The organism is Serratia sp. 121840015-1 (assembly GCF_053627655.1).
Genome location: NZ_JBSEYF010000001.1, coordinates 2,610,663 through 2,630,433, shown reverse-complemented (window position 1 = coordinate 2,630,433; position 19,771 = coordinate 2,610,663). Strand labels below are relative to the sequence as shown.

Here is a 19,771-nt window from a genome sequence, read left to right as displayed (position 1 = left end):
AGATGGCTTAACGCTGGCTGGCGTAATAAGGTGAGCGTGGGCCATAAAGAATGGCGCCGTTCTGACCTGTCGCCGATAACAGACGGGTGTTGGCGATGGCGCCAACATCAAATCCTTTGTCGCTGATGGTATCGGCGATTTGTGAAATCGCGGCGCTGATCACCATGCCCAGCAGGCCTCCGGAGTTGTTGTTGCCTTCGTTGCTGGATGCGGTGGCGGTGCCGGCCCACAGCTGTTTGCCGTTGCGCAAATCGACCAGGCGAGCGGCTACGGTAACGCGGGTTTCGCTGCTGATCACCATGTAGCTGGTGCCGTATTGCGTGACATCCAGATACAGCACGGTGTCGGCGCCGAAAATCTGGTGCAGTTTTTTCGGACTGACGGCGCGAATGTCGTTGGCGTTGGTTAGACCGTTTTGCAGGAAGGTTTCCTCCACTACAGCGACCGGCAGCACATAGTAACCGGCCTCGGCCAACGGCAGGGTGGCGCTGGCGAGTACGCTGTGGCTGGCTTTGATATCCGGCGACTGGTTAACCGGCGGCAAGACCAGAATCGACTTCGGCTTGCTCTCATGGAACGCCGCATAATCATAAGGCGTCTGCTTGGCACAGCCGCTTAGCAACAGGGTGGCGGCAACGCCGAGTAAATTGAGTACACGCTTCATTTAAAACTCCCCTTATCCCTGGCCATCAGGAAATTCATAAACGGCGCCGATTCCGGGAACAGCGTTTTTTCCGTGTTGAATTCACTCATTGCTTGTCCGTCGTTGCCGGTTTTGCTGTACAGCAGCCCCAGTTGCGCATGCAGACCTGGTGGTACGGCTTTATCCTTGGCGCGGGATTTCTCGACGATCTCTTTCAGCGTGGCGATCTGCTGCTCAGGGCTTTGCCCCTCCTGCTGGTAGTATTGATAGAGAGAAGTTTGGTAGCCATCCCAATTGTAAAGCGTTTTCGGCGCGGCGCAGCCGGCCAGCAGGGTCGCTGCAAACAGCGCCCCGCCCATTTTTTTAGTTATCATCTTTCTGCTTCTATTCCGTTAGTTAGCAGGGCGCCATGCGCCATTTTCGATACCGGTGACCAGGTTATTGACGGCTTCACGCACGGCCAGGTCCAGCACCTTGCCGTTAAGGGTGGAGTCGTAGCTGGCGGTGCCCCCGAAACCGATGATTTCGCGATTGGACAGTTCGTATTCACCGGCGCCCTGAGAGGAAAAGACGACTTCTGAGGTCTGTACGTTTACGACGTTCAGATTGACTTTGGCGTAAGCGACTTGTGATTTACCCCGGCCCAAGATCCCCCACAGCTGATGATCGCCGACTTCTTTACGGCCGAATTCGGTGACATCGCCGGTAATCACATAATTGGCGCCTTTCAGCGTTTGTGCCTTCCCTTTAATGCCGGCTTCAGTTTTCAGCTCTTCCATGTTGGCGCGATCCAGCACGTTGAAACGGCCAGTCTGTTGCAAATGCGTGATCAGGATAGTCTTGGACTGATTGCCCAGTCGATCGACGCCATCGGAGAAGATGCCGTTCATGTAGCTGGAGCGGTTGTCGAATTTACCGACGGCGATAGGGCTGCGTGGGCCCTGATAAGTGGTGTTGTAGGAAGCGACTTTCGGCACTTCCAAAGTGCGAGAAGATTCGGTCGCGCAGCCCGCCAGCAAGGTGACGGAAAGGGCGACGGAACAGACGGCGAGTGATTTTTTCATTGGCGTGCAATCTCTCCATGAGCATAAAACAGCGCGGGAGCAACCCGCGCCCGACGTTGATATAACGAGCGTTGTCGCCGTTATAGAAACGCCGCGATCCTGCCATGAATATGTAACAAATTACAACAATATATCGGCATTAATGCCGCTATTAACATTGTTGTAACCCGTTGGAATGCAATGGATTAGTCTCGATTTTCTCTCTTCATTACAGTGTTTTTCACGATTGTGTATTTTTTGTCTGGGTTATTGTCTTTTTAATCTTAAATACATGGCCATTAATCCTGAAATATTTTAACTAACCAGTTTGTTGTATTGATTAATGTTACGTTTTGCATCAGCTCCTGTGTTATGCCGGGGTTCATGACGGCTTGATGATCCGTTAAGGTAGTGAAAATTAGGTAACACTATCAACCAAGTGTCATTTTTTATCGGTAGCTAATCGGGGATATCAATTGTGAACATCAGGGATTTCAGAGCATTGGCGCGCAGTTTGGTCAGAGAATTCGGCATGTTGAACAAGCAGAGCAACGGCTCGCGCTTTTCGCCGCTGCAGATCCATCTGATGATTGAAGTCAGCGAGCAGCCGCTGGGCGTCACCGAGCTGGCGGCCCGGCTTTGCATCGACAAAGCCAGCGCCAGCCGGGCGCTGCGCAGCCTGGTTGCCGCCGGTGTGATAGAAACGGTGGATCATCCGGATGACAAGCGGCACAACCTGCACCGGCTGAGTAAAAAGGGCGGCAAGGCGCTGGCCGGCATCGAGAGCGACGCCGACGGTTTTATGCAGGCGGCGCTGGCGCAGTTGGACGACGATGAGCTGGCGAGTACCACCGCGGCGATGAAAAAGATGACCGCGGCGCTGCGCAGCGCGCGCAAACAGCGCGACGCCAACCTGCGGGTGCGGCCGATTGCCGCGCGCGACGATGCGGCGATGGCGGCGATCATTCGCGATGTGTTTCGCGAGTACGGCATGGACAAGATGGAAGGCGTCAGCCTGCACGATCCGGATCTCGATCGTCTGACCGGTCTGTATCGCGACAACGGCGGCCATTACTGGGTGCTGGAGCGGGACGGGCAGGTGGTGGGGGGCGTCGGCATGGCGCCGCTGGCGGGCGAAGAGCCCGGCTATTGCGAGCTGCAAAAGCTGTTCTTCAAACCCGGCGCGCGTGGGCTGGGCATGGCGCGCTATATGGTGGTGCAGGCGCTGAAGGCGGCGCGGGCGGCGGGGTATCGCTACTGCTACCTGGAAACCACCGAACAGTTGAAAGAGGCGATCGGGTTGTACTACGCGCTGGGATTCACGCTGCTGACGGAACGGCGCGGCAACACCGGCCATCACGGTTGCAACGTGTGCATGCTGAAAAATCTGAAGAACGACGATATGTGAGCGGTTTCAAGGTTAGCGCCCGCACCTTGTGCCACCCTGTTAACCGTTTGATAACAATCACAACGTTTTATCAGGGAGGAAACTATGTTGGGGGATCCGATGGCGCTGTCCGCGCTGGTCACGCTGGTGGTCATCGCGCTATGGGCCAGCGCCCGCTTGCCGGAGTATTTGGTCGCGCTGCTGTTCTTCGCGGCGGTGATGGTGTTGCAGCTGACGCCCGCCGCGGTGACCTTTTCCGGTTTCGCGTCTTCCGCATTCTGGCTGGTGCTTAGCGGTTTCGTGCTGGGCACCGCCATCCGCAGCACCGGTTTGGCGGATCGCCTGGCCAACCGGCTCTTGCCGCACCTGGCCGGCTCCTGGCCCCGCCTGGTAGGCGGCGTGGTGGCGATAAGCTACGCGCTGGCGTTTGTCATGCCCTCCAACATGGGGCGCATTACGCTGCTGATGCCGATCGTCATGGCGTTGGCCGATCGCGCCGGTTTGGGGGAGGGCTCGCGCGGCCGCATCGGTTTGGCGCTGGCGGTGGGGTTCGGCACCTTCCAGCTCTCCGCCAGCATCCTGCCGGCCAACGTGCCCAATCTGGTGATGAGCGGCGCGGCGGAAAGCGCCTACGGCAGCCACTTCGCCTATCTTTCTTACCTGCTGTTGCACGCCCCGGTGCTCGGGATCGCCAAAGGCGCGCTGCTGACGCTGTGCATCTGCGGCCTGTTCCGTGCGCGGCCGCAGCCGGTGGCGGCCGAGGCGGCGCAAACTCCGCTCAGCGCCGCCGAATGGCGGCTGATCGCGCTGTTGGGCGTCACGGTGTTGCTGTGGATGACCGACAGCTGGCATGGCATCGCTCCCGCCTGGATCGGGTTGGCGGCGGCCTGCGTTTGCCTGTTGCCGCGCATCGGATTTCTCAACGGCGAGCAGTTCGCCGCCGGGGTTAACGTGCGCACCTGCATCTACGTGGCGGGGATCCTGGGGCTGACCGCGCTGGTCAGCCACTCGGGGCTTGGCGATCGGCTGGGCGGTGCGCTGCTGGCGATGATGCCGGATCTGCACGGCAAACCGTTCACCGCATTCGGTTCGCTGGTGGGTATCACCGCATTGCTGAATTTTGTGGTGACCGCCAACGGCGTGCCGGCGCTGTTTACCCCGCTGGCGCAGGCGTTGTCTGCGGGCAGCGGCTTGCCGCTGCTGACGGTGCTGATGACCCAGGTGATCGGTTACGCCACGCCGCTGCTGCCGTATCAGGCTTCGCCGATCGTGGTGGCGATGGGGATGGGCAAAGTGCCGGCGCGTGAAGGGTTGAAGCTGTGCCTGCTGTTGGCCGCGCTCAGCTTTGCGCTGCTGGTGCCGCTGGATTATCTGTGGTTCAGACTGCTGGGGTGGATCCCGTAAACCGACCGGCGCGTTGGCGGGCAGATAAAACAAAAGGCGGCCTGAGCCGCCCTTTTGCGCGATTGCCGGTGTGGCAATTAATTGTAGATGATCGCGGTACCGTGCAGTTTGTTGTCGCCGGTGGTTGCGATGATCTGGAAGGATTTAGCGCCGGCTGCGTCGGCTTTGGCCGCCAGTTTGTTTTCCAGGCTGCTCAGGTCGGACGCACCGCTGACGGTGACGACGCCGGCTTTTTGCAGATCGGCCGGTTGAGCGTTGACCAGTTCGGCGGCGAAGCTGCCGAAGGAGACGGAAGCCAGTGCGATGGCGGCGATGGTCATTTTCAGGTTTTTCATAGTCTTATTTCCTATCTGTGTTCTTTACAATGTTTGTTTGGTAAGGTCGTTAAATTAATTAACGATCGATAATTTAATGTTAGATGCCGGTTTGACAGATTGCAAGTATTTTTTTAATGCTCGTTAATTAATTTTTTTTACGCCCTGGCGTTGTGAGCAAAAGAACAGGCAATCTGTTGGCTTAATGCGTTGTTATTGATAGATTTCTGCAGTGCCGTGCAGCTGGTTGTTACCGCCGGCGCCGATGATGCGGAAGGATTTTGCACCGGCCTGATCGGCTTTGGCTGCCAGGCTGCTTTCCAGCGAGGTCAGATCGGATGCGCCGCTGACGGTGATGACGCCCACTTTCTGCTGGTCAGCCGGTTGGCTCTGGACTAAATCGGCGGCGAAGCTGCCGAAGGAAACGCTGGCCAGAGTGAGAGCTGCTAAGGTTAATTTTAAGTTTTTCATGATGTTATTTCCTTTCCGATAACGGTGAATAGAGGGTTTTAATCCGCTTCGCTAACTTATCTTAACGATCGATAACTAAATGCTAATAGGTTCTCGACGAGGGCGCAATATTTTTTTATAATGATCGTTAAGTTATTTGTGCTAACCCTGCTGTGGAGCGGGATAGGAGAGGAACGATGAGCATCAATGAAACGGTCTGCGGCAAAAAAAGCCGTGGCAGACCGAAACAATTTGATCGCGACCGGGCGCTGGAAAGCGCGCTCGATCTGTTCTGGCGGCACGGTTATGAAGCTACCTCGCTGGCCGATCTGGTGGAAGTGACCGGCGCCAAGGCGCCAACGCTGTATGCGGAATTCGGCAACAAAGAAGGGATGTTCCGCGCGGCGGTGGAGCGCTATCTGCAGAAATATACGGTTTGCGCCAACCAAATGCTGGAGCAGGATCTGCCGGTGGCCGAGATCGTCGAAGCCTACGTGCGTTCTTCCGCCGAGGTGTTTACCGACCCTGACACGCCGTCAGGTTGCTTTATGGTGTGCGCCTCCGCCGCGCTGTCGTCGGCGTCCGATGACGTCGCCCAGATGCTGCGCAGGAAGCATCATGCGCAGGAAGCGGCGCTGAAGGCCTGCTTCGATCGCAAGGTGCAGCAGGGCGAACTGCTGGCGAAAACCGACACCGTGCTGCTGGCGAAATACGTGATTTGCACCATTGAAGGCATGTCGGTGCAGGCGCGTGAAGGGGCAAGCCGGAGCGATCTGCTGCGGTTGCTGGAGGCGTTGATGCTGGTGTGGCCGCGGCTCAGCCAGATTGGCAATAAGGTGTAACAACCGGCCCGGCTTTTACCGCAATGCCGCTCAGTTAATCCTGAGTGGCATTTTTTATCCAGCCTCTGGGCGTTCTGTGCAGGGGAATTGCCGTAAATGTCCTGCATTTCTCTGTGGCCAACATGAACGGCAATTGGAGGGGCCGAAGGCGCGGCCCCTCCACCCGCGCTCTTGCTTAACACCGTCTGTCCGCTTTGCGGAAATTACTCGGCCCATCCTGGGCCTCGCCCCTTCGGGGCCGCTGCAAGCAGCGTTCAAATCTGCTCCCGGCAGATTTGTCCTCGCCGCGTCTGCATTGTCGGGCGGGTCGGCTGCGACAAACGTCCCTGTTAGCCTTGCCTCAACCGGCCTTCCCTGGCCGGTTGCCCCTGACAACGCCGTCTTGCTCGGCAGCCGGTGATGCGCACCAAAGGTCAACCCCCGTGCTGGCAGCTACCGGGCAACCCGTCCTTTATGAGGTTATGGCAGAGCGAGGAATCGGAGATGAGCACCGTATTGGACGCCCTTGAAGACGCCGAACGCAGGCATAGCGCATTAGGCGAAACCGCCATGGACGGCGGTTTCAGGTGAGACAGGCAGGGACGCCTGTCGCAACCGGCCTCAATGCGGTATGGCGGAGGGAGGGGAGTTGGCAAAGCCAACCGTCTGACAGGGCAAAGGCGAGGGTTGCCAGGGGCCGCGCCTTCGGCCCCTGGCTCGGTCGAGGTGCGTGAGCCACATAGAGCATCTCACTTTTATCGACCGAAAATTTCACGAACGCCTGCATAAAAACGCTAACTGACCAGCATTACGGCTTTTACCGGGCCGTGTAACCCATTACTGATTGACCGGGATCACCGCGCCCTGGTATTTCTCGCGGATAAAGTCCTGAATCGGTTTGGAGTGCAGTACCTTGACCAGCGCCACGATCTCCGGTTTGTTCACGTCGGCCTTGTGCACGGTGACGATGTTGGCGTACGGGTTGTTTTCGCCGCTTTCGACCGCGATCGGATCTTTGGTCGGATTCAGCCCGGCGTCGATGGCGTAGTTGGCGTTGATCACCACCGCGTCGCCTTCGTCGTTGTTGTACATTTGCGGCAGCAGCGCGCCCTCAACGTTGGCCTGGAACTTCAGGTGTTTCGGGTTTTCCACCACGTCGCTGATGCGCGCGTCCACTTTGCTCACCCCCGGCTTCAGCTTGATCACGCCTTCCCGTTCAAAAATAGACAGGATGCGGCCTTCTTCCGCCACCGCGTCGCGCATGATGATTTTGCCATTTTCCGGCAGATCTTTCAGGCTCTTGTACTTCTTCGAGTAGATGCCGATAGGCTCAATATGGATCGCGCCGGCGCTGACGAAGTCGTAGCTCTTGTCGTCGGCGTGGTCTTTCAGCACCGAGTTCAGGTAAGGCACGTGCTGGAAGTAGTTGGCGTCGATGTCGTGGCTGGCCAGCGCGGTGTTCGGCAGGATGTAGTCCTGGAAGCGCTTGATCTGCAGATCGATGCCTTCCTTCGCCAGTATCGGCTTGGCCTGTTCGAGGATCTCGGCGTGCGGCACGTTGGAGGCGCCGACCACCAGCTTGGTCGCTGCCGTGGCGCCAAAAGAGGCGAGGGTGGCGACGGAGGCGAAAGCCAACATCAGTAGGTGCTTTTTCATCATCGTTTTCCTTGGTTAATTAACGTTTATCGAGCGTTCTTGTCAGGGTGTCGCCGATGAACTGAATGACGAAAACGATCAGCAGAATCGTCAGCGTCGCCACCAGCGTCACGTCACTGTGGTTGCGTTGGAACCCTTCCAGATAGGCCAGGTTGCCCAGGCCACCGGCGCCGATCACCCCGGCCATCGCGGTGTAGCTCACCAGCGCGATCAGGGTGACGGTGATGCCGGAAACCAGCGCCGGCGAGCTCTCCGGCAGCAATACGCGGAAAATCAGGGTGCGGTTTTTGGCGCCCATCGAGCGCGCCGCCTCGATCACCCCTTTGTCGACCTCGCGCAGCGCGATCTCCACCAGCCGGGCGTAGAACGGCGCCGCGCCGACGATCAGCGCCGGCAGGGCCGCGTCCGCGCCGAGAATGGTGCCGATCAGCGATTTGGTGAACGGGATCAGCAGCACGATCAGAATGATGAACGGAATGGAGCGGAAGACGTTGACCAACACGGAGATCAGCGAGTAGACCGCCCGGTTCTGCCACAGCTGGCCCTTCGAAGTTAAAAACAGCAGCACGCCGAGCACGATGCCCAGCACCAACGTGGCCAAACCGGCGATGCCGGTCATGTACAGCGTTTCCCAAGTGGCGTCCCACAGTTGATCCAGACGCAGGTGGGGGAACAGGGATTCAATCATGTTGGATAACCTCGACGGCGATGTCTCTTTCGTGCAGCAGGCTGAGCATGTCGGCGACTTGTTGTTCGTTGCCTTCGGCGTGGATGTACAGTTCGCCGAACGAACCGTTGAGGGTGTGGCTGATCTTGCCGTGCAGAATGTTGATGGTCAGGGCGTAGCGCCGGATCACTTCAGAGATCACCGCCTGATGGGTTTGCACGCCCACGAAGGTCAGCTTGAAAATCGCCCCCGGCAGATGGGCGGTGAGCAGCGGGTTGAAGCTCTCTTCGGTATCCGCATACTGCGACACCTGTTTGACGAACTGCCGGGTGATCGGTTGCTGTGGTCGGGTGAACACGTCGAGCACCGGGCCTTCTTCGACGATGCGGCCGTTTTCCATCACCGCCACGCGGTGGCAGATTTTGCGCACCACGTGCATCTCGTGGGTGATCAGCACGATGGTCAATTTCAGCTGGCGGTTGATGTCCAGCAGCAGGTCGAGGATGGCGTCGGTGGTCTGCGGATCGAGCGCCGAGGTGGCCTCGTCGCACAGCAGCACGCTCGGGTTATTGGCCAGCGCGCGGGCTATGCCGACGCGCTGTTTCTGGCCGCCGCTGAGCTGCGACGGGTAGGCGTCTTCGCGCCCCTGCAGGCCGACCAGCGCGATCAGTTCCGCCACGCGCGGCGCAATCTGCGCCTTGGGCACGCCGGCGATCTGCATGGAAAAAGCGATGTTTTGGCTGACGGTGCGCGACCACAGCAGGTTGAAGTGCTGAAACACCATGCTGATTTTCAGGCGCGCCTGGCGCAGGTGGCTGCCTTTGGCGCGGGCGATGTCGAAGCCGCCTACGTCAATGCGGCCGCTGGTGGGGGTCTCCAGGCCGTTAAGCAGGCGGATGAGCGTGCTTTTGCCGGCGCCGCTGTAGCCGATGATGCCGTAAATTTGCCCGGCCTCTACCGCCAGGCTGACGTTGTCTACCGCCACGACGCGGCCCTGTGTGCTGTCAAAAGTTTTGCAAACGTTCGAAAGAACGATCATAGCGAAGCGGATCCTTATCGATACTTCACAGCATTCCGTCCAGAGCGCGGTGCGCCGGACAGGGATCGTTCGGCTTTTCTGCGGGGCACAACCCGGCGGGGAGTGGCGGACGGAACCTCTGTTGCGGGTGAATACCGGGCAATCCTACCGAGGGTTTATAGTGACAGGAAGAATGTAAATTCTATTACTTATTCTGATTTGATATATAAAACGGCGGGTGAAACAGGGGGGAGAAAACCGGCCGCAGGGCGGCCGGCGGGAGGGCTAGCGTTTGTCCAGCTTCATGTGCAGCAGCGGGAACGGGTTGCCCTGGCCATCGAGCGGCGAGCGGCCGGTGATGACAAACCCGTAGTGGCGGTAGAAGCCGCTGGCCTGCGGATTTTGCTCGTTCACGTCCAGCTGCAGTTCATCGTGCAGCGTTTCCGCGTGGGTCAGCAGCGCTTTGCCCACCCCTTTGCCGCACTGATCGGCGTCGATAAACAGCATCTCCACCTTGTTGCCGTTCAGGCCGATAAAACCGCAGGGATGCCCCGGCCGCTCTTCAGCCACCCAGACGTTAACCGCCGGCAGGTAGTCGTTCAGCACCAGCGGGAACAGCTGTGCGATGTTGTCTTCGGTTAAAAAATGGTGAGTGGCGCGCACCGAACGCAGCCAGATATCTGCCAATTGCGCGTTGTCTTCCGCCGCGCGTGCTCTGATGGTAATCATCGAACTCTCTGCTATCTAAGTTGAAGGAAAAAAACTAGATAGAGGTTTTGTGGGGTTAGTGCCGAATTAACGTGGGTTAACGCCCTGCAAAGCGCCTCTGCAGTGGATCGAATAGGCCCGCCTTTCTGCCAGCGGTATAACAACTGTAATTCAGTAAGTTAATGCTTTCAACCGCCGCAGGGCGCAATGGGGCGCCCGCCGCGTGATACACTGGCCGCTGAATGAGCGAGAGGGCAGCAGGATGGAAGCGGTACGCGCAGCGATAGAAAAACAGGTGCTCAGCCTGACCGGGCTGGCGCTCGGCGGCGTCGATTTTGAGAACCCACCGGGCGATCCGGGCTTGTTCGGCCCGCAGTCGGTCATCTGGCAGGTTCATCGCGATTTCACCCCGATGCTGTGCGGCGGCGTCAGCGCCTTGCTGCTGCAGATGCTGCACCCGCTGGCGCTGGCCGGGGTGTGGGATCACTCCAACTTCCGCGAAGATATGATTGGCCGCCTGCGCCGCACCAGCCAGTTCGTGTCGGTCACCACCTTCGGCCCGACCGCCGAGGCGGAGCGGCTGATCGCCAAAGTCAAAGCCATCCATCTGCGGGTGACCGGCGTCGGCAGCGACGGCACACCTTATGCTGCCAGCGATCCGGCGCTGCTGACCTGGGTACACGTCGCGGAGAGCAGCCGTTTTCTGGCCAGCCACCTGCGCTACCGCAACCCGCATCTTTCCCGCGAGTTACAGGATCAATACTACCGCGAAGCGGCGCGCGTGGCCGCCGCGCTGGGGGCGACCGCAATTCCTCAGTCCTGCGCGGAGGTCGAAGAGTACCTGCAGGCGATGCGGCCGCAGCTGGTCTGCGATGAACGCACGCAAGAGGTGGCGCGCATTCTGCTGAAGGCGCCGGCGCCGAGCGCATTGGCGCGCCCGCTCGGCGGGGTGGTGATGCAGGCGGGCATCGATCTGTTACCCGATTGGGCGCAGCGGCAGTTCGGTTTTCATCCGGGCGCGCTGCGGCGGCGGCTGGTGCGAACGGGCGCCGCAGGCCTCGGCAAGGTGCTGGGCGCGTCGATGCGCAATGGCTCCTATCAGCGCGCGGTGCGGCGCATCACTCAGCCGTCATGAGCCACAGCCGCTATAATTAACCTTTGTTTATCTTCGTTTACGGACGCTTTTGAGACTTTTACGGGTGATCCGGCCAGTAATGCGTTTTACACTTGGGGGCAAAGCCACATTCCATTTTTGGCGCGCAGCCGATTCTGCCGCGCCCTGACCCTATTGAGGTGATATGAACGAGTCATACGTACTTGCTGAAGTCAGCAATGAGAACCAGACGCTGGTTGCGGTGGTTCAGCAAGATCACCGGGCAGCCTATTTTTATATCTATCCCGCCGAAGCCTACAGCGATCGCTATCAGGTGCGCGCCTGCTGGCTGCGCAACCTGGCCGCCGCGCCGCTGCAGGAAGATCGCGCCGCGCTGGAACAAGGGCAGCCGCCGATGCTGGCGGCGGAGTATTGCCGCAACCTGGAAGGCGAAGCGCCGCTGAATCCGGAAGGGCTGATGGTGGTATGGAGCGAAAGCGACGACGGCGCGGCCCTGTGGTATTACGGCCAACTGCTGGCGGTGATCCCCGGCTGGAGTCTGTATATCGACCATTCGGTGTGCTATTCCGCCAGCTGCATCAAGGAGAGCCCGTTGGCTTATCCGCTCGGCTCGGCCTCGACCAACACCCAGTATGCGCAGGCGGAGAGCACCCGCCAGTTCTGGCGCAGCTGGCAGCGTGAAGAGGGCAATCCGTGGCCGAAGATGCAGCGCGATTTTCAGGCGCGCTATGAGCCGCATTTTGGCCCTTCGGTGAAGTACTACGCCATCGATCAGGGCAAGTGGCCACCGATGGCCATCACCCAGCACGAGCGCGACGGCATCTATTACTTCCTCACCATGGGGGTGAGCATCCGGCCGATGCCGTGGGTGGAGATCCTGTTCAACGACGAGGCTTCGCGCTATCGCCGCATGGAGATGGCGATCGCCATCGACAGCCAATACATGACCGAAGACAACGCGGTGCAGATGGCCAGTGCGCTGGCCGGTTTCGCGCACGCGCCGTGGGCGCGGCTGACCTGGATCGGCGAAGGGCATACGCTGGAGTCGGACGTGGCGCCGCTGGGCTACGAGGGTTATATTTTATCGTCGTCCTTCTATCCGCATAGTGCGCACCTGGCTCTGCCGCAGCAGTACGGCGATCCGGTGAACCTGTTCTGGGCCAGCCCGGTGTTTACCGCCGAGCGGCAGCTGGCGCACGCCACGCCGAACGGCGGGCACGATCTGGTGAATCGGCTGCGGGAGCAGGGCGTCGACCATATTTTCCGCCCGCGCCAGCCGGTGTGCTGACGCCACTTATCTTCTCTTCGGGAGCCGCCATGACCACCGCGCTGTTGATTATCGATGTGCAGGAAGGATTGTTTACGCCGCCGCCGGCGGATGCTGCGGGCACCGTTGCGCGCATCAATCAGCTGAGCGAGCGCGCCCGCCGGGCGGGCGAGCCGGTTGTCGTCATTCAGCACCACACGCCGGACGACGAGTTGCGGCACGGCAGCGCCGCCTGGCAAGTGCTCGCGGCGCTGAAGGTGGCGCCGGGCGATCATCGGGTGGATAAAACCACGCCGGACTCGTTCCTGCGCACCTCACTGGGCGCGTTACTGATCGCCAACGGTGTATCGCAGCTGGTGGTTTGTGGCTACTCCACGCCGTTTTGCATCGACACCAAGGTGCGCAGCGCGGCGGCGCACGGTTATCCGGTGACGCTGGCGGCGGATGCCCACACCTGCCACGACAAACCCTATGCCGACGGTTTGCTGATCCGCACCCACCATAACGAGACGCTGTCGAATATCGAAAGCTTCGGCGTGCCGATCCGCGCCGTTCCCGCGGCGGACATCGTGTTCTGAGAACGGAAAAACGGGGGCCGAGGCCCCCGTTCGTTATTTCAGGCCCGCCCGCCGCGCCGCTACCTTGGCCAGCGCGGCCCAGTCCAGATCCGCATCCCCCTGCGCCATCGCGTCGAGGAAGTTGTCTTTCAGCACCCCGGCGAACGGCATCGGCGTATGGCTGTCGGCCCCGGCGGCCAGCGCCAGCCCGACGTCCTTCAGCCCCAGCGCCAGCCGGAATCCGGCGGGGGAATACTTCTCGGCGGCGATCAGCGCGCCATAGCCCTGATAGGCCGGGGCGGCGAAGACGGTGCTACTCAGCATCTGCAGGTAGTCGGCGCCGGACACGCCGTAGTTGCGCACCAGCGCGCTGCCTTCCGCCATCGCTTCAATGGCGCTGGCCAGCGTAAAGTTGGTGGCGATCTTGACGACGTTGGCCTGCGCCGGATCGGCGCCGAAGTGCCAGGTTTTCTGGCCGAGGGCATCGAACAGCGGCTGCGCTTGCTTCAGTAGCTCGCTATCGCCGGCCGCCAGAATATTCAGCTTGCCGGCGGCGGCCACGTCGACCCGTCCCAGCACCGGCGCGGCGAGATAGCCGATGCCGTGTTCCGCATGCAGCGCCGTCAAACGCTGGGCGAGTTCGACCGAGATGGTTGCCATGTTGATATGCAGCGCGCCCGGTTTCATCCGTTGCAGCAACCCGCTGTCGACCACCACCTGTTGCGTGGCGGCATCGTCGGCCAGCATGGTGATCAGCACGTCGGCATCGGCCAGCTGCTCCGGCCGTTCGGCCTGCTGCGCGCCGGCGCTCACCAGCGGCTGCGCCGCCTGCGGCGAGCGGTTCCATACCGTTAAGGCGAAGCCCGCCTGCAACAGGTTGGCCGCCATGGCGCTGCCCATCCCACCCAGTCCGGCAAATCCGATCTTCATCATGCGCTCCTTTTTCAGGTTGAAGGTTTTACCCTAGCGCGCCAGGCCAGGAACGCAAATGCCGGAGTGTAACGCCGTCTTACGCGCCGGCGGCGGGCTATTGACGCGCTGCCGCTGCGGGTATACCTTGATGGCATGAATATATCGTTGCACTCCACCCACAATCAGTCATGGTGGCGCCTCTTCTGAGGCGGCACGAGTATTCACATCTCTTTTTAATGCCGCCGGTTTGGCGGCATTATTTTTTGTGGCGTTGATCCGGCGGTCTACAGACCTTCAGGAGCACTGTCATGAGCTACACCATTCTTACCGGCGATCGCGCCACCGGCCCACTGCATTTAGGCCACTTCGTCGGCTCGCTGCGCCAGCGCGTCGAACTGCAGCACCAGCATAACCAAACGGTGATGGTGGCGGATCTGCAGGGCCTGACCGACAACGGCAACAACCCGCAAAAAATCAGCGCCAACGTGCTCAACGTCGTGGCCGACTATCTGGCGGTGGGCATTGATCCGCACAAGACCACGATCTGCCTGCAGTCGGCGCTGCCGGCGTTGGCCGAGCTGACGATGTACTACCTCAATCTGGTCAGCGTGGCGCGGCTGGAGCGCAACCCGACGGTGAAAAACGAAATCGCCGAGAAGGATTTCGCCCGCAGCCTGCCGGCCGGTTTTTTGATTTATCCGGTCAGCCAGGCGGCGGACATCACCGCCTTTGGCGCCACCCACGTGCCGGTCGGCGAGGATCAGCTGCCGATGCTGGAGCAAACCAATGAGATCGTGCGGCGTTTCAACCACATCGTCGGCCAACCGATATTAACGGAGTGCCAGCCGCTGTTGAGCAACGTCGGGCGTCTGCCGGGGCTGGACGGGCAGGGCAAGATGTCGAAATCGCGCGGCAACGCTATTCAGCTTGGCGCCGGCGCCGACGAGGTGCACAAGGCGGTGATGAGCATGTTCACCGATCCCGGCCATCTCAACGTCAGCGATCCCGGTCGAGTGGAAGGTAACATGGTGTTCACCTACCTGGACGCCTTCTGCGAAGACGCCGCACTGGTGGCGGATCTGAAGGCGCACTATCGGCGCGGCGGGTTGGGGGACGTGAAAATCAAACGGCTGCTGGAGGATTGCCTGCAGAGCTTGCTTGAGCCGATCCGCACCCGCCGCGCCGAATTCATCGCCGATAAAGGCGAGCTGACGCGCATCCTGCAGCACGGCACCCGCCGCGCGCATCAGGTCAGCCAACAGACGCTGCAACAGGTCAAGACGGCGCTGGGGCTGGACTTCTTCACCCTGGCGTGAGGCGAACGCCGGGGCGGCACGCGTCACGCCCCGGCCATAAAACGATCATCCCACTGTCATAAACTTATCCGTTAATAGGTGCCCATAATGATTAGCTACTGAAACCAGAGAAATCATATGGCTCAGGCACTGTTAAAATTGGCACAGCACGACTTTCCAGGGCAGCACGCCGCCGCATCCCGCAAAGTATTATCGGTAAAGGGACTCGGCAAGGCCTACAAAGCGCAGCAGCGCGTGCTGGATGACATCAATTTCGATCTGCACGCCGGCGAATTCGTGGCGGTGATCGGCCGTTCCGGCGCGGGCAAGTCCACGCTGCTGCACACCCTGAACGGCACCATTCCTTCCAGTTGCGGCGAGATGCTGCACTTCGAAGACGATGGTGCGGCGCAGGATATCGCCCAGCTGGCCGGCCGCCAGATGCGCCAGTGGCGCGCGCGCTGCGGCATGATCTTCCAGGACTTCTGCCTGGTGCCGCGGCTGGACGTGATGACCAACGTGCTGCTGGGCCGTCTGAGCCATACGTCCACATTGAAATCCTTCTTCAAACTGTTCGATGACGCCGACCGCGCTCGCGCCATCGAGCTGTTGCAGTGGCTCAACATGCTGCCGCACGCGCTGCAGCGCGCCGAGAACCTCTCCGGCGGCCAAATGCAGCGCGTCGCCATCTGCCGCGCGCTGATGCAAAACCCGCAAATCCTGCTGGCCGATGAGCCGGTCGCGTCGCTCGATCCGAAAAACACCCGCCGCATCATGGACGCGCTGCAGAAAATCAGCGAAGACGGCATCGCGGTGATGGTGAACCTGCACTCGGTCGAACTGGTGAAAGAGTATTGCTCGCGGGTGATCGGCATCGCCCACGGGAAGATCGTGTTTGACGGGCATCCTTCGCAACTGAACGAACGGATCCTGCACCAGCTGTATGGCGAAGAAGCCAATCAGATCCATTGAAGCACTTTTGACCTTTACCCTTTACACACAAGGCACACCTAATGAAAAAAGTATTGAGTCTGACCACCCTGATGGCCGGCGCGATGATGGTATTTAATGCTGCCGCAGCGGATGCGCCGAAAGAGCTGAACCTGGGCATTCTCGGCGGCCAGAACGCCACCCAGCAGATCGGCGATAACCAGTGCGTGAAGCAGTTCCTGGATAAAGAGTTGAACGTCGATACCAAGCTGCGCAACTCGTCCGACTATTCCGGCGTGATCCAGGGCCTGCTGGGCGGCAAGATTGACCTGGTGCTGAGCATGTCGCCGTCGTCGTTCGCTTCGGTCTACATCAAGGATCCGAAAGCGGTGGACATCGTCGGTATCGCGGTCGACGACGTCGACCAGTCGCGCGGCTACCACTCGGTGGTGGTGGTGAAGGCCGGCAGCCCGTACCAGAAACTGGAAGACCTGAAAGGCAAGGCCATCGGCTTCGCCGATCCGGATTCCACCTCCGGCTTCCTGATCCCGAACCAGGCGTTTAAAAAGCTGTTCGGCGGCACGGTCGACAACAAATACAACAACACCTTCTCCAGCGTCACCTTCTCCGGCGGCCACGAGCAGGACATCCTCGGCGTGTTGAACGGCCAGTTCGAAGGCGCGGTGACCTGGGCGTCGATGATCGGCGACTACAACACCGGCTACACCAGCGGCGCGTTCACCCGCATGATCCGCATGGATCACCCGGACCTGATGAAACAGATCCGCATCATCTGGCAGTCGCCGCTGATCCCGAACGGCCCGATCCTGGTGAGCAACTCGCTGCCGGCCGACTTCAAGGCCAAAGTGGTCACCGCGATCAAGAAGCTGGATAAAGACGATCACCAGTGCTTTATCAAAGCGATGGGCGGCAAACAGCACATCGGCGACACCACCCTGGCGGAATACCAGAACATCATCGATATGAAGCGCGAGCTGACCAAAGGCGACCGTTAATTCCCGGCTGCCTCGGCCGTCCGAATGAAGGGGTTCAGCGTGCTGAACCCCTTGTTCCATAAAGATGGAAGACCTCTTTTGAATACCGATTTCGCACACTATTACCAACGGATCCGCAGCAAGCAAAAGCGCGAAGCGCTGCTGTGGTCGCTCGGGCTGGTGGTGCTGTACCTGGGCGCCGGCAACCTCGCCGAGTTCAACCTGCACACCGTCTGGGTATCTATTCCGCACTTCTTCGACTACCTGGCCGAAACCATTCCGACGCTGCATTGGCATTTACTGTTCGCCGACGGGCGCACCGAGGGCTCGCTGGCCTACTGGGGTTACCGCCTGAATATCCAGCTGCCGCTGATCTGGGAGACCCTGCAGCTGGCGCTGGCGGCGACCATTTTCTCGGTGCTGGTGGCGACCGTGCTGGCGTTTCTGGCGGCCGGCAACACCTATACCCCGGCCTCGGTGCGGCTGGCGATCCGCACGCTGGTGGCGTTTTTGCGCACCATGCCGGAGCTGGCGTGGGCGGTGATGTTCGTGATGGCGTTCGGCATCGGCGCCATTCCCGGCTTCCTGGCGCTGGCGCTGCACACCATCGGCAGCCTGACCAAGCTGTTCTACGAATCGATCGAAACCGCCTCCAACAAACCGGTGCGCGGGCTGGCGGCCTGCGGCGCCACGCCGCTGCAGCGCATGCGCTTCGGCCTGTGGCCGCAGGTGAAGCCGGTGTTTCTCTCCTACAGCTTCATGCGGCTGGAGATCAACTTCCGTCAGTCGACCATTTTGGGGCTGGTGGGCGCGGGCGGCATCGGCCAGGAGCTGATGACCAACATTAAACTCGACCGCTACGATCAGGTCAGCATGACGCTGCTGTTGATCATCGTGGTGGTTTCCGTGCTCGACTACGTGTCGGGCGAGCTGCGTAAGCGCGTGGTGGAGGGGGCAAAATGATAGCGGGCACTCCGGCGTCGGCGGAAACGCTGCGCCAGTTGAAACAACAGCATCCTGCGATCTTCGCGCAGCAGGGGCGCTACCTGCGCACCGTCGGCCTGATCGCGCTGGCGATCGTGCTGTACTATGTGTTCTTCTTCCTGGTCTTCGGCATTACCTGGCCGCAGTTTATCAACGGCTGCCAGCAGCTGGGGCGCTATTTCCTGCGCATGTTCGTCTGGCACGACTTCGTCAACTGGCCGTTCATGTACTACTTTCAGCAGATCGGCATCACCATCGCCATCGTGTTCGCCGGCACCATCACCGCGTCGCTTATCGCGCTGCCGCTGTCGTTCTTCGCCGCGCGCAACGTGATGTCGACGCCGCTGCTGCGGCCGATCTCCGTGCTGGTGCGCCGCTTGCTGGACGTGCTGCGCGGTATCGACATGGCGATCTGGGGGCTGATCTTCGTGCGCGCCGTCGGCATGGGGCCGCTGGCCGGGGTGTTGGCGATCGTGATGCAGGACGTCGGGCTGCTGGGCAAACTGTACGCCGAAGGGCACGAGGCGGTGGACAAGTCCCCCAGCCGCGGCCTGACGGCGGTGGGCGCCAACGGGTTGCAGAAGCACCGCTACGGCATCTTCACCCAATCGTTCCCCACCTTCCTGGCGCTCAGCCTGTACCAGATCGAGTCCAACACTCGCTCTGCGGCGGTGCTGGGCTTCGTCGGCGCCGGCGGCATCGGCCTGGTGTACGCGGAAAACATGCGGCTGTGGAACTGGGACGTGGTGATGTTCATCACCCTGATTCTGGTGGTGGTGGTGATGATCATGGATAAGGTCTCGTCGATGCTGCGCAACAAGTACATCATCGGCGAAGACATCCCGCTGTATCAGCAAAAAAGCCAAATCGATTGAGAAACCCCTTGCCGATCCCTATACTGCCGCACATTCAAGGTGTGCGGCCATACCCGTCATACTTGGAGCTGCCTCTTTGTTGGCTGCATTTGCGCGCCCCGGTCACATAGTTAACTATGCTCCAGGGGCTTACAAATTTGCCGCCGCGATGCAACTCCAATTATTTTGGGTATGGGGCATTTTTTTACAATGCGCACGTCCCCGTTAGACAAGTAAAGGCAATGCAATCCCATGATGAACAACGACGTGCTGCGCAGCGTGCGCTATATGCTGAGCATTAACAACGCCAAAATGGTCGAGATTATCAAACTGGACGATTTCGAGGTGGCGGTGTCGGCGATGGACGCTTACGTGATCAAAGAAGGCGAGCCGGGCTACGAGAAGTGCCCGGACGAAGTGATGGCGCACTTCCTCAATGGCCTGGTGTTCTTCAAACGCGGCAAGGACGACAAGTTCCCGGCGCCGGCGGTTGAGCTGCCGATCACCAATAACCTGGTGCTGAAAAAGCTGCGCGTGGCGTTCGAGCTGAAAGACACCGACATGCACCAGATCTTCACCGCGGTGGACTTCCGCATCTCCAAGCCGGAGCTGAGCGCGCTGTTCCGCAAAGAAGGCACCAAGAACTACCGCCCATGCGGCGATCAGATGCTGCGCTACTTCCTCAAAGGGTTGGCGCAGCGCGTTCGCGGCGAGTAACGCGCAGCGTTCACCGAGCCTCAGGCGCAATCGCA

Annotated in this window: 22 protein-coding genes; 12 read left to right on the top strand and 10 right to left on the bottom strand. The window is 60.1% G+C overall.

The annotated features are described in order from the left end of the window. Positions 1–7 precede the first annotated feature (7 nt). The 3 genes from ACUXAC_RS12765 to ACUXAC_RS12755 are packed head-to-tail and all read right to left on the bottom strand — an operon-like array spanning position 8 to position 1,707. On the bottom strand, positions 8–664 hold the full coding sequence (locus tag ACUXAC_RS12765) for a DUF799 domain-containing protein (protein WP_421115206.1): 657 nt from the start codon (positions 662–664) through the stop codon (positions 8–10). Continuing rightward, on the bottom strand, positions 661–1,017 hold the full coding sequence (locus ACUXAC_RS12760; protein WP_060421091.1) for a DUF4810 domain-containing protein: 357 nt from the start codon (positions 1,015–1,017) through the stop codon (positions 661–663). The genes ACUXAC_RS12765 and ACUXAC_RS12760 overlap by 4 nt, the downstream gene beginning before the upstream one ends. 18 nt (positions 1,018–1,035) lie before the next feature. Further along, positions 1,036–1,707: a CsgG/HfaB family protein gene (locus ACUXAC_RS12755; RefSeq protein ID WP_004939528.1), complete on the bottom strand. Its 672-nt coding sequence runs from the start codon at positions 1,705–1,707 to the stop codon at positions 1,036–1,038. Between the two features lie 481 nt (positions 1,708–2,188). Between ACUXAC_RS12755 and ACUXAC_RS12750 the strand changes: the two genes are divergently transcribed. Then, positions 2,189–3,094 carry a bifunctional helix-turn-helix transcriptional regulator/GNAT family N-acetyltransferase gene (locus tag ACUXAC_RS12750; RefSeq protein ID WP_080347957.1) on the top strand — a complete coding sequence of 302 codons (906 nt, stop codon included), beginning with the start codon at positions 2,189–2,191 and terminating at the stop codon, positions 3,092–3,094. Between the two features lie 84 nt (positions 3,095–3,178). Continuing rightward, positions 3,179–4,477: an SLC13 family permease gene (locus tag ACUXAC_RS12745; RefSeq protein ID WP_187322134.1), complete on the top strand. Its 1,299-nt coding sequence runs from the start codon at positions 3,179–3,181 to the stop codon at positions 4,475–4,477. A gap of 77 nt (positions 4,478–4,554) precedes the next feature. Here ACUXAC_RS12745 and bhsA (ACUXAC_RS12740) read toward each other — a convergent pair whose 3' ends face one another. Both bhsA (ACUXAC_RS12740) and bhsA (ACUXAC_RS12735) read right to left on the bottom strand, forming a co-directional pair. Continuing rightward, positions 4,555–4,812, bottom strand: coding sequence for a multiple stress resistance protein BhsA (bhsA, locus tag ACUXAC_RS12740; protein ID WP_004939517.1), 258 nt, complete (start codon positions 4,810–4,812; stop codon positions 4,555–4,557). Between the two features lie 192 nt (positions 4,813–5,004). Further along, complete coding sequence (bhsA, locus tag ACUXAC_RS12735) at positions 5,005–5,262, bottom strand: multiple stress resistance protein BhsA (RefSeq protein WP_060421097.1); 258 nt, start codon at positions 5,260–5,262, stop codon at positions 5,005–5,007. Positions 5,263–5,438: 176 nt separating this feature from the next. Here bhsA (ACUXAC_RS12735) and ACUXAC_RS12730 point away from each other — a divergent pair, with 176 nt between their 5' ends. Next, entirely contained in the window at positions 5,439–6,083 is a 645-nt protein-coding gene (locus ACUXAC_RS12730; protein ID WP_387444278.1) for a TetR/AcrR family transcriptional regulator, read from the top strand. An 816-nt stretch (positions 6,084–6,899) separates the two neighbouring features. Here the strand turns inward: ACUXAC_RS12730 and ACUXAC_RS12725 are convergent. From ACUXAC_RS12725 to ACUXAC_RS12710, 4 genes are all read right to left on the bottom strand, one after another. Continuing rightward, positions 6,900–7,718 (bottom strand): MetQ/NlpA family ABC transporter substrate-binding protein, encoded by an 819-nt coding sequence (locus tag ACUXAC_RS12725; protein WP_141960617.1) that lies wholly within the window; start codon positions 7,716–7,718, stop codon positions 6,900–6,902. Positions 7,719–7,737: 19 nt separating this feature from the next. Then, positions 7,738–8,406, bottom strand: a complete 669-nt coding sequence (locus ACUXAC_RS12720; protein ID WP_033637581.1) for a methionine ABC transporter permease — start codon at positions 8,404–8,406, stop codon at positions 7,738–7,740. Continuing rightward, on the bottom strand, positions 8,399–9,424 hold the full coding sequence (locus ACUXAC_RS12715) for a methionine ABC transporter ATP-binding protein (RefSeq protein ID WP_033647004.1): 1,026 nt from the start codon (positions 9,422–9,424) through the stop codon (positions 8,399–8,401). The genes ACUXAC_RS12720 and ACUXAC_RS12715 overlap by 8 nt, the downstream gene beginning before the upstream one ends. A 264-nt stretch (positions 9,425–9,688) precedes the next feature. Next, a complete protein-coding gene (locus ACUXAC_RS12710; protein WP_454266683.1) occupies positions 9,689–10,132 on the bottom strand; it encodes an acetyltransferase in 444 nt (147 codons plus the stop codon). A gap of 241 nt (positions 10,133–10,373) precedes the next feature. Between ACUXAC_RS12710 and ACUXAC_RS12705 the strand changes: the two genes are divergently transcribed. The 3 genes from ACUXAC_RS12705 (at position 10,374) to ACUXAC_RS12695 (ending at position 13,070) form a co-directional block, all read left to right on the top strand. Beyond that, positions 10,374–11,246 carry an oxygenase MpaB family protein gene (locus tag ACUXAC_RS12705; protein ID WP_100396123.1) on the top strand — a complete coding sequence of 291 codons (873 nt, stop codon included), beginning with the start codon at positions 10,374–10,376 and terminating at the stop codon, positions 11,244–11,246. A 163-nt stretch (positions 11,247–11,409) separates the two neighbouring features. Beyond that, positions 11,410–12,513 (top strand): suppressor of fused domain protein, encoded by a 1,104-nt coding sequence (locus ACUXAC_RS12700; RefSeq protein WP_038880072.1) that lies wholly within the window; start codon positions 11,410–11,412, stop codon positions 12,511–12,513. A 29-nt stretch (positions 12,514–12,542) separates the two neighbouring features. Next, positions 12,543–13,070: a cysteine hydrolase family protein gene (locus ACUXAC_RS12695; protein WP_454266682.1), complete on the top strand. Its 528-nt coding sequence runs from the start codon at positions 12,543–12,545 to the stop codon at positions 13,068–13,070. Positions 13,071–13,103: 33 nt separating this feature from the next. On the opposite strand, the gene ACUXAC_RS12690 is transcribed toward ACUXAC_RS12695, so the two are convergent. Then, a complete protein-coding gene (locus tag ACUXAC_RS12690) occupies positions 13,104–13,979 on the bottom strand; it encodes an NAD(P)-dependent oxidoreductase (protein WP_060421117.1) in 876 nt (291 codons plus the stop codon). A gap of 290 nt (positions 13,980–14,269) precedes the next feature. On the opposite strand from ACUXAC_RS12690, the gene trpS reads away from it, so the two are divergent. From trpS to ACUXAC_RS12660, 6 genes are all read left to right on the top strand, one after another. Beyond that, the gene (trpS, locus tag ACUXAC_RS12685; RefSeq protein ID WP_046686640.1) at positions 14,270–15,277 is read left to right on the top strand and encodes a tryptophan--tRNA ligase; all 1,008 of its coding nucleotides are present in this window, start codon (positions 14,270–14,272) and stop codon (positions 15,275–15,277) included. A 117-nt stretch (positions 15,278–15,394) separates the two neighbouring features. Then, positions 15,395–16,228, top strand: coding sequence for a phosphonate ABC transporter ATP-binding protein (gene phnC, locus ACUXAC_RS12680; protein WP_038880081.1), 834 nt, complete (start codon positions 15,395–15,397; stop codon positions 16,226–16,228). Between the two features lie 41 nt (positions 16,229–16,269). Then, positions 16,270–17,202 (top strand): phosphonate ABC transporter substrate-binding protein, encoded by a 933-nt coding sequence (gene phnD / locus ACUXAC_RS12675; RefSeq protein WP_019454696.1) that lies wholly within the window; start codon positions 16,270–16,272, stop codon positions 17,200–17,202. Positions 17,203–17,280: 78 nt separating this feature from the next. Further along, positions 17,281–18,144, top strand: coding sequence for a phosphonate ABC transporter, permease protein PhnE (gene phnE, locus ACUXAC_RS12670; RefSeq protein WP_019454695.1), 864 nt, complete (start codon positions 17,281–17,283; stop codon positions 18,142–18,144). After that, the gene (phnE, locus tag ACUXAC_RS12665) at positions 18,141–19,040 is read left to right on the top strand and encodes a phosphonate ABC transporter, permease protein PhnE (RefSeq protein WP_033637591.1); all 900 of its coding nucleotides are present in this window, start codon (positions 18,141–18,143) and stop codon (positions 19,038–19,040) included. Before phnE (ACUXAC_RS12670) ends, phnE (ACUXAC_RS12665) begins: the two co-directional genes overlap by 4 nt. Positions 19,041–19,271: 231 nt before the next feature. Further along, positions 19,272–19,736 carry a YehS family protein gene (locus ACUXAC_RS12660; protein WP_004939471.1) on the top strand — a complete coding sequence of 155 codons (465 nt, stop codon included), beginning with the start codon at positions 19,272–19,274 and terminating at the stop codon, positions 19,734–19,736. The last annotated feature ends 35 nt before the right edge of the window (positions 19,737–19,771 follow it).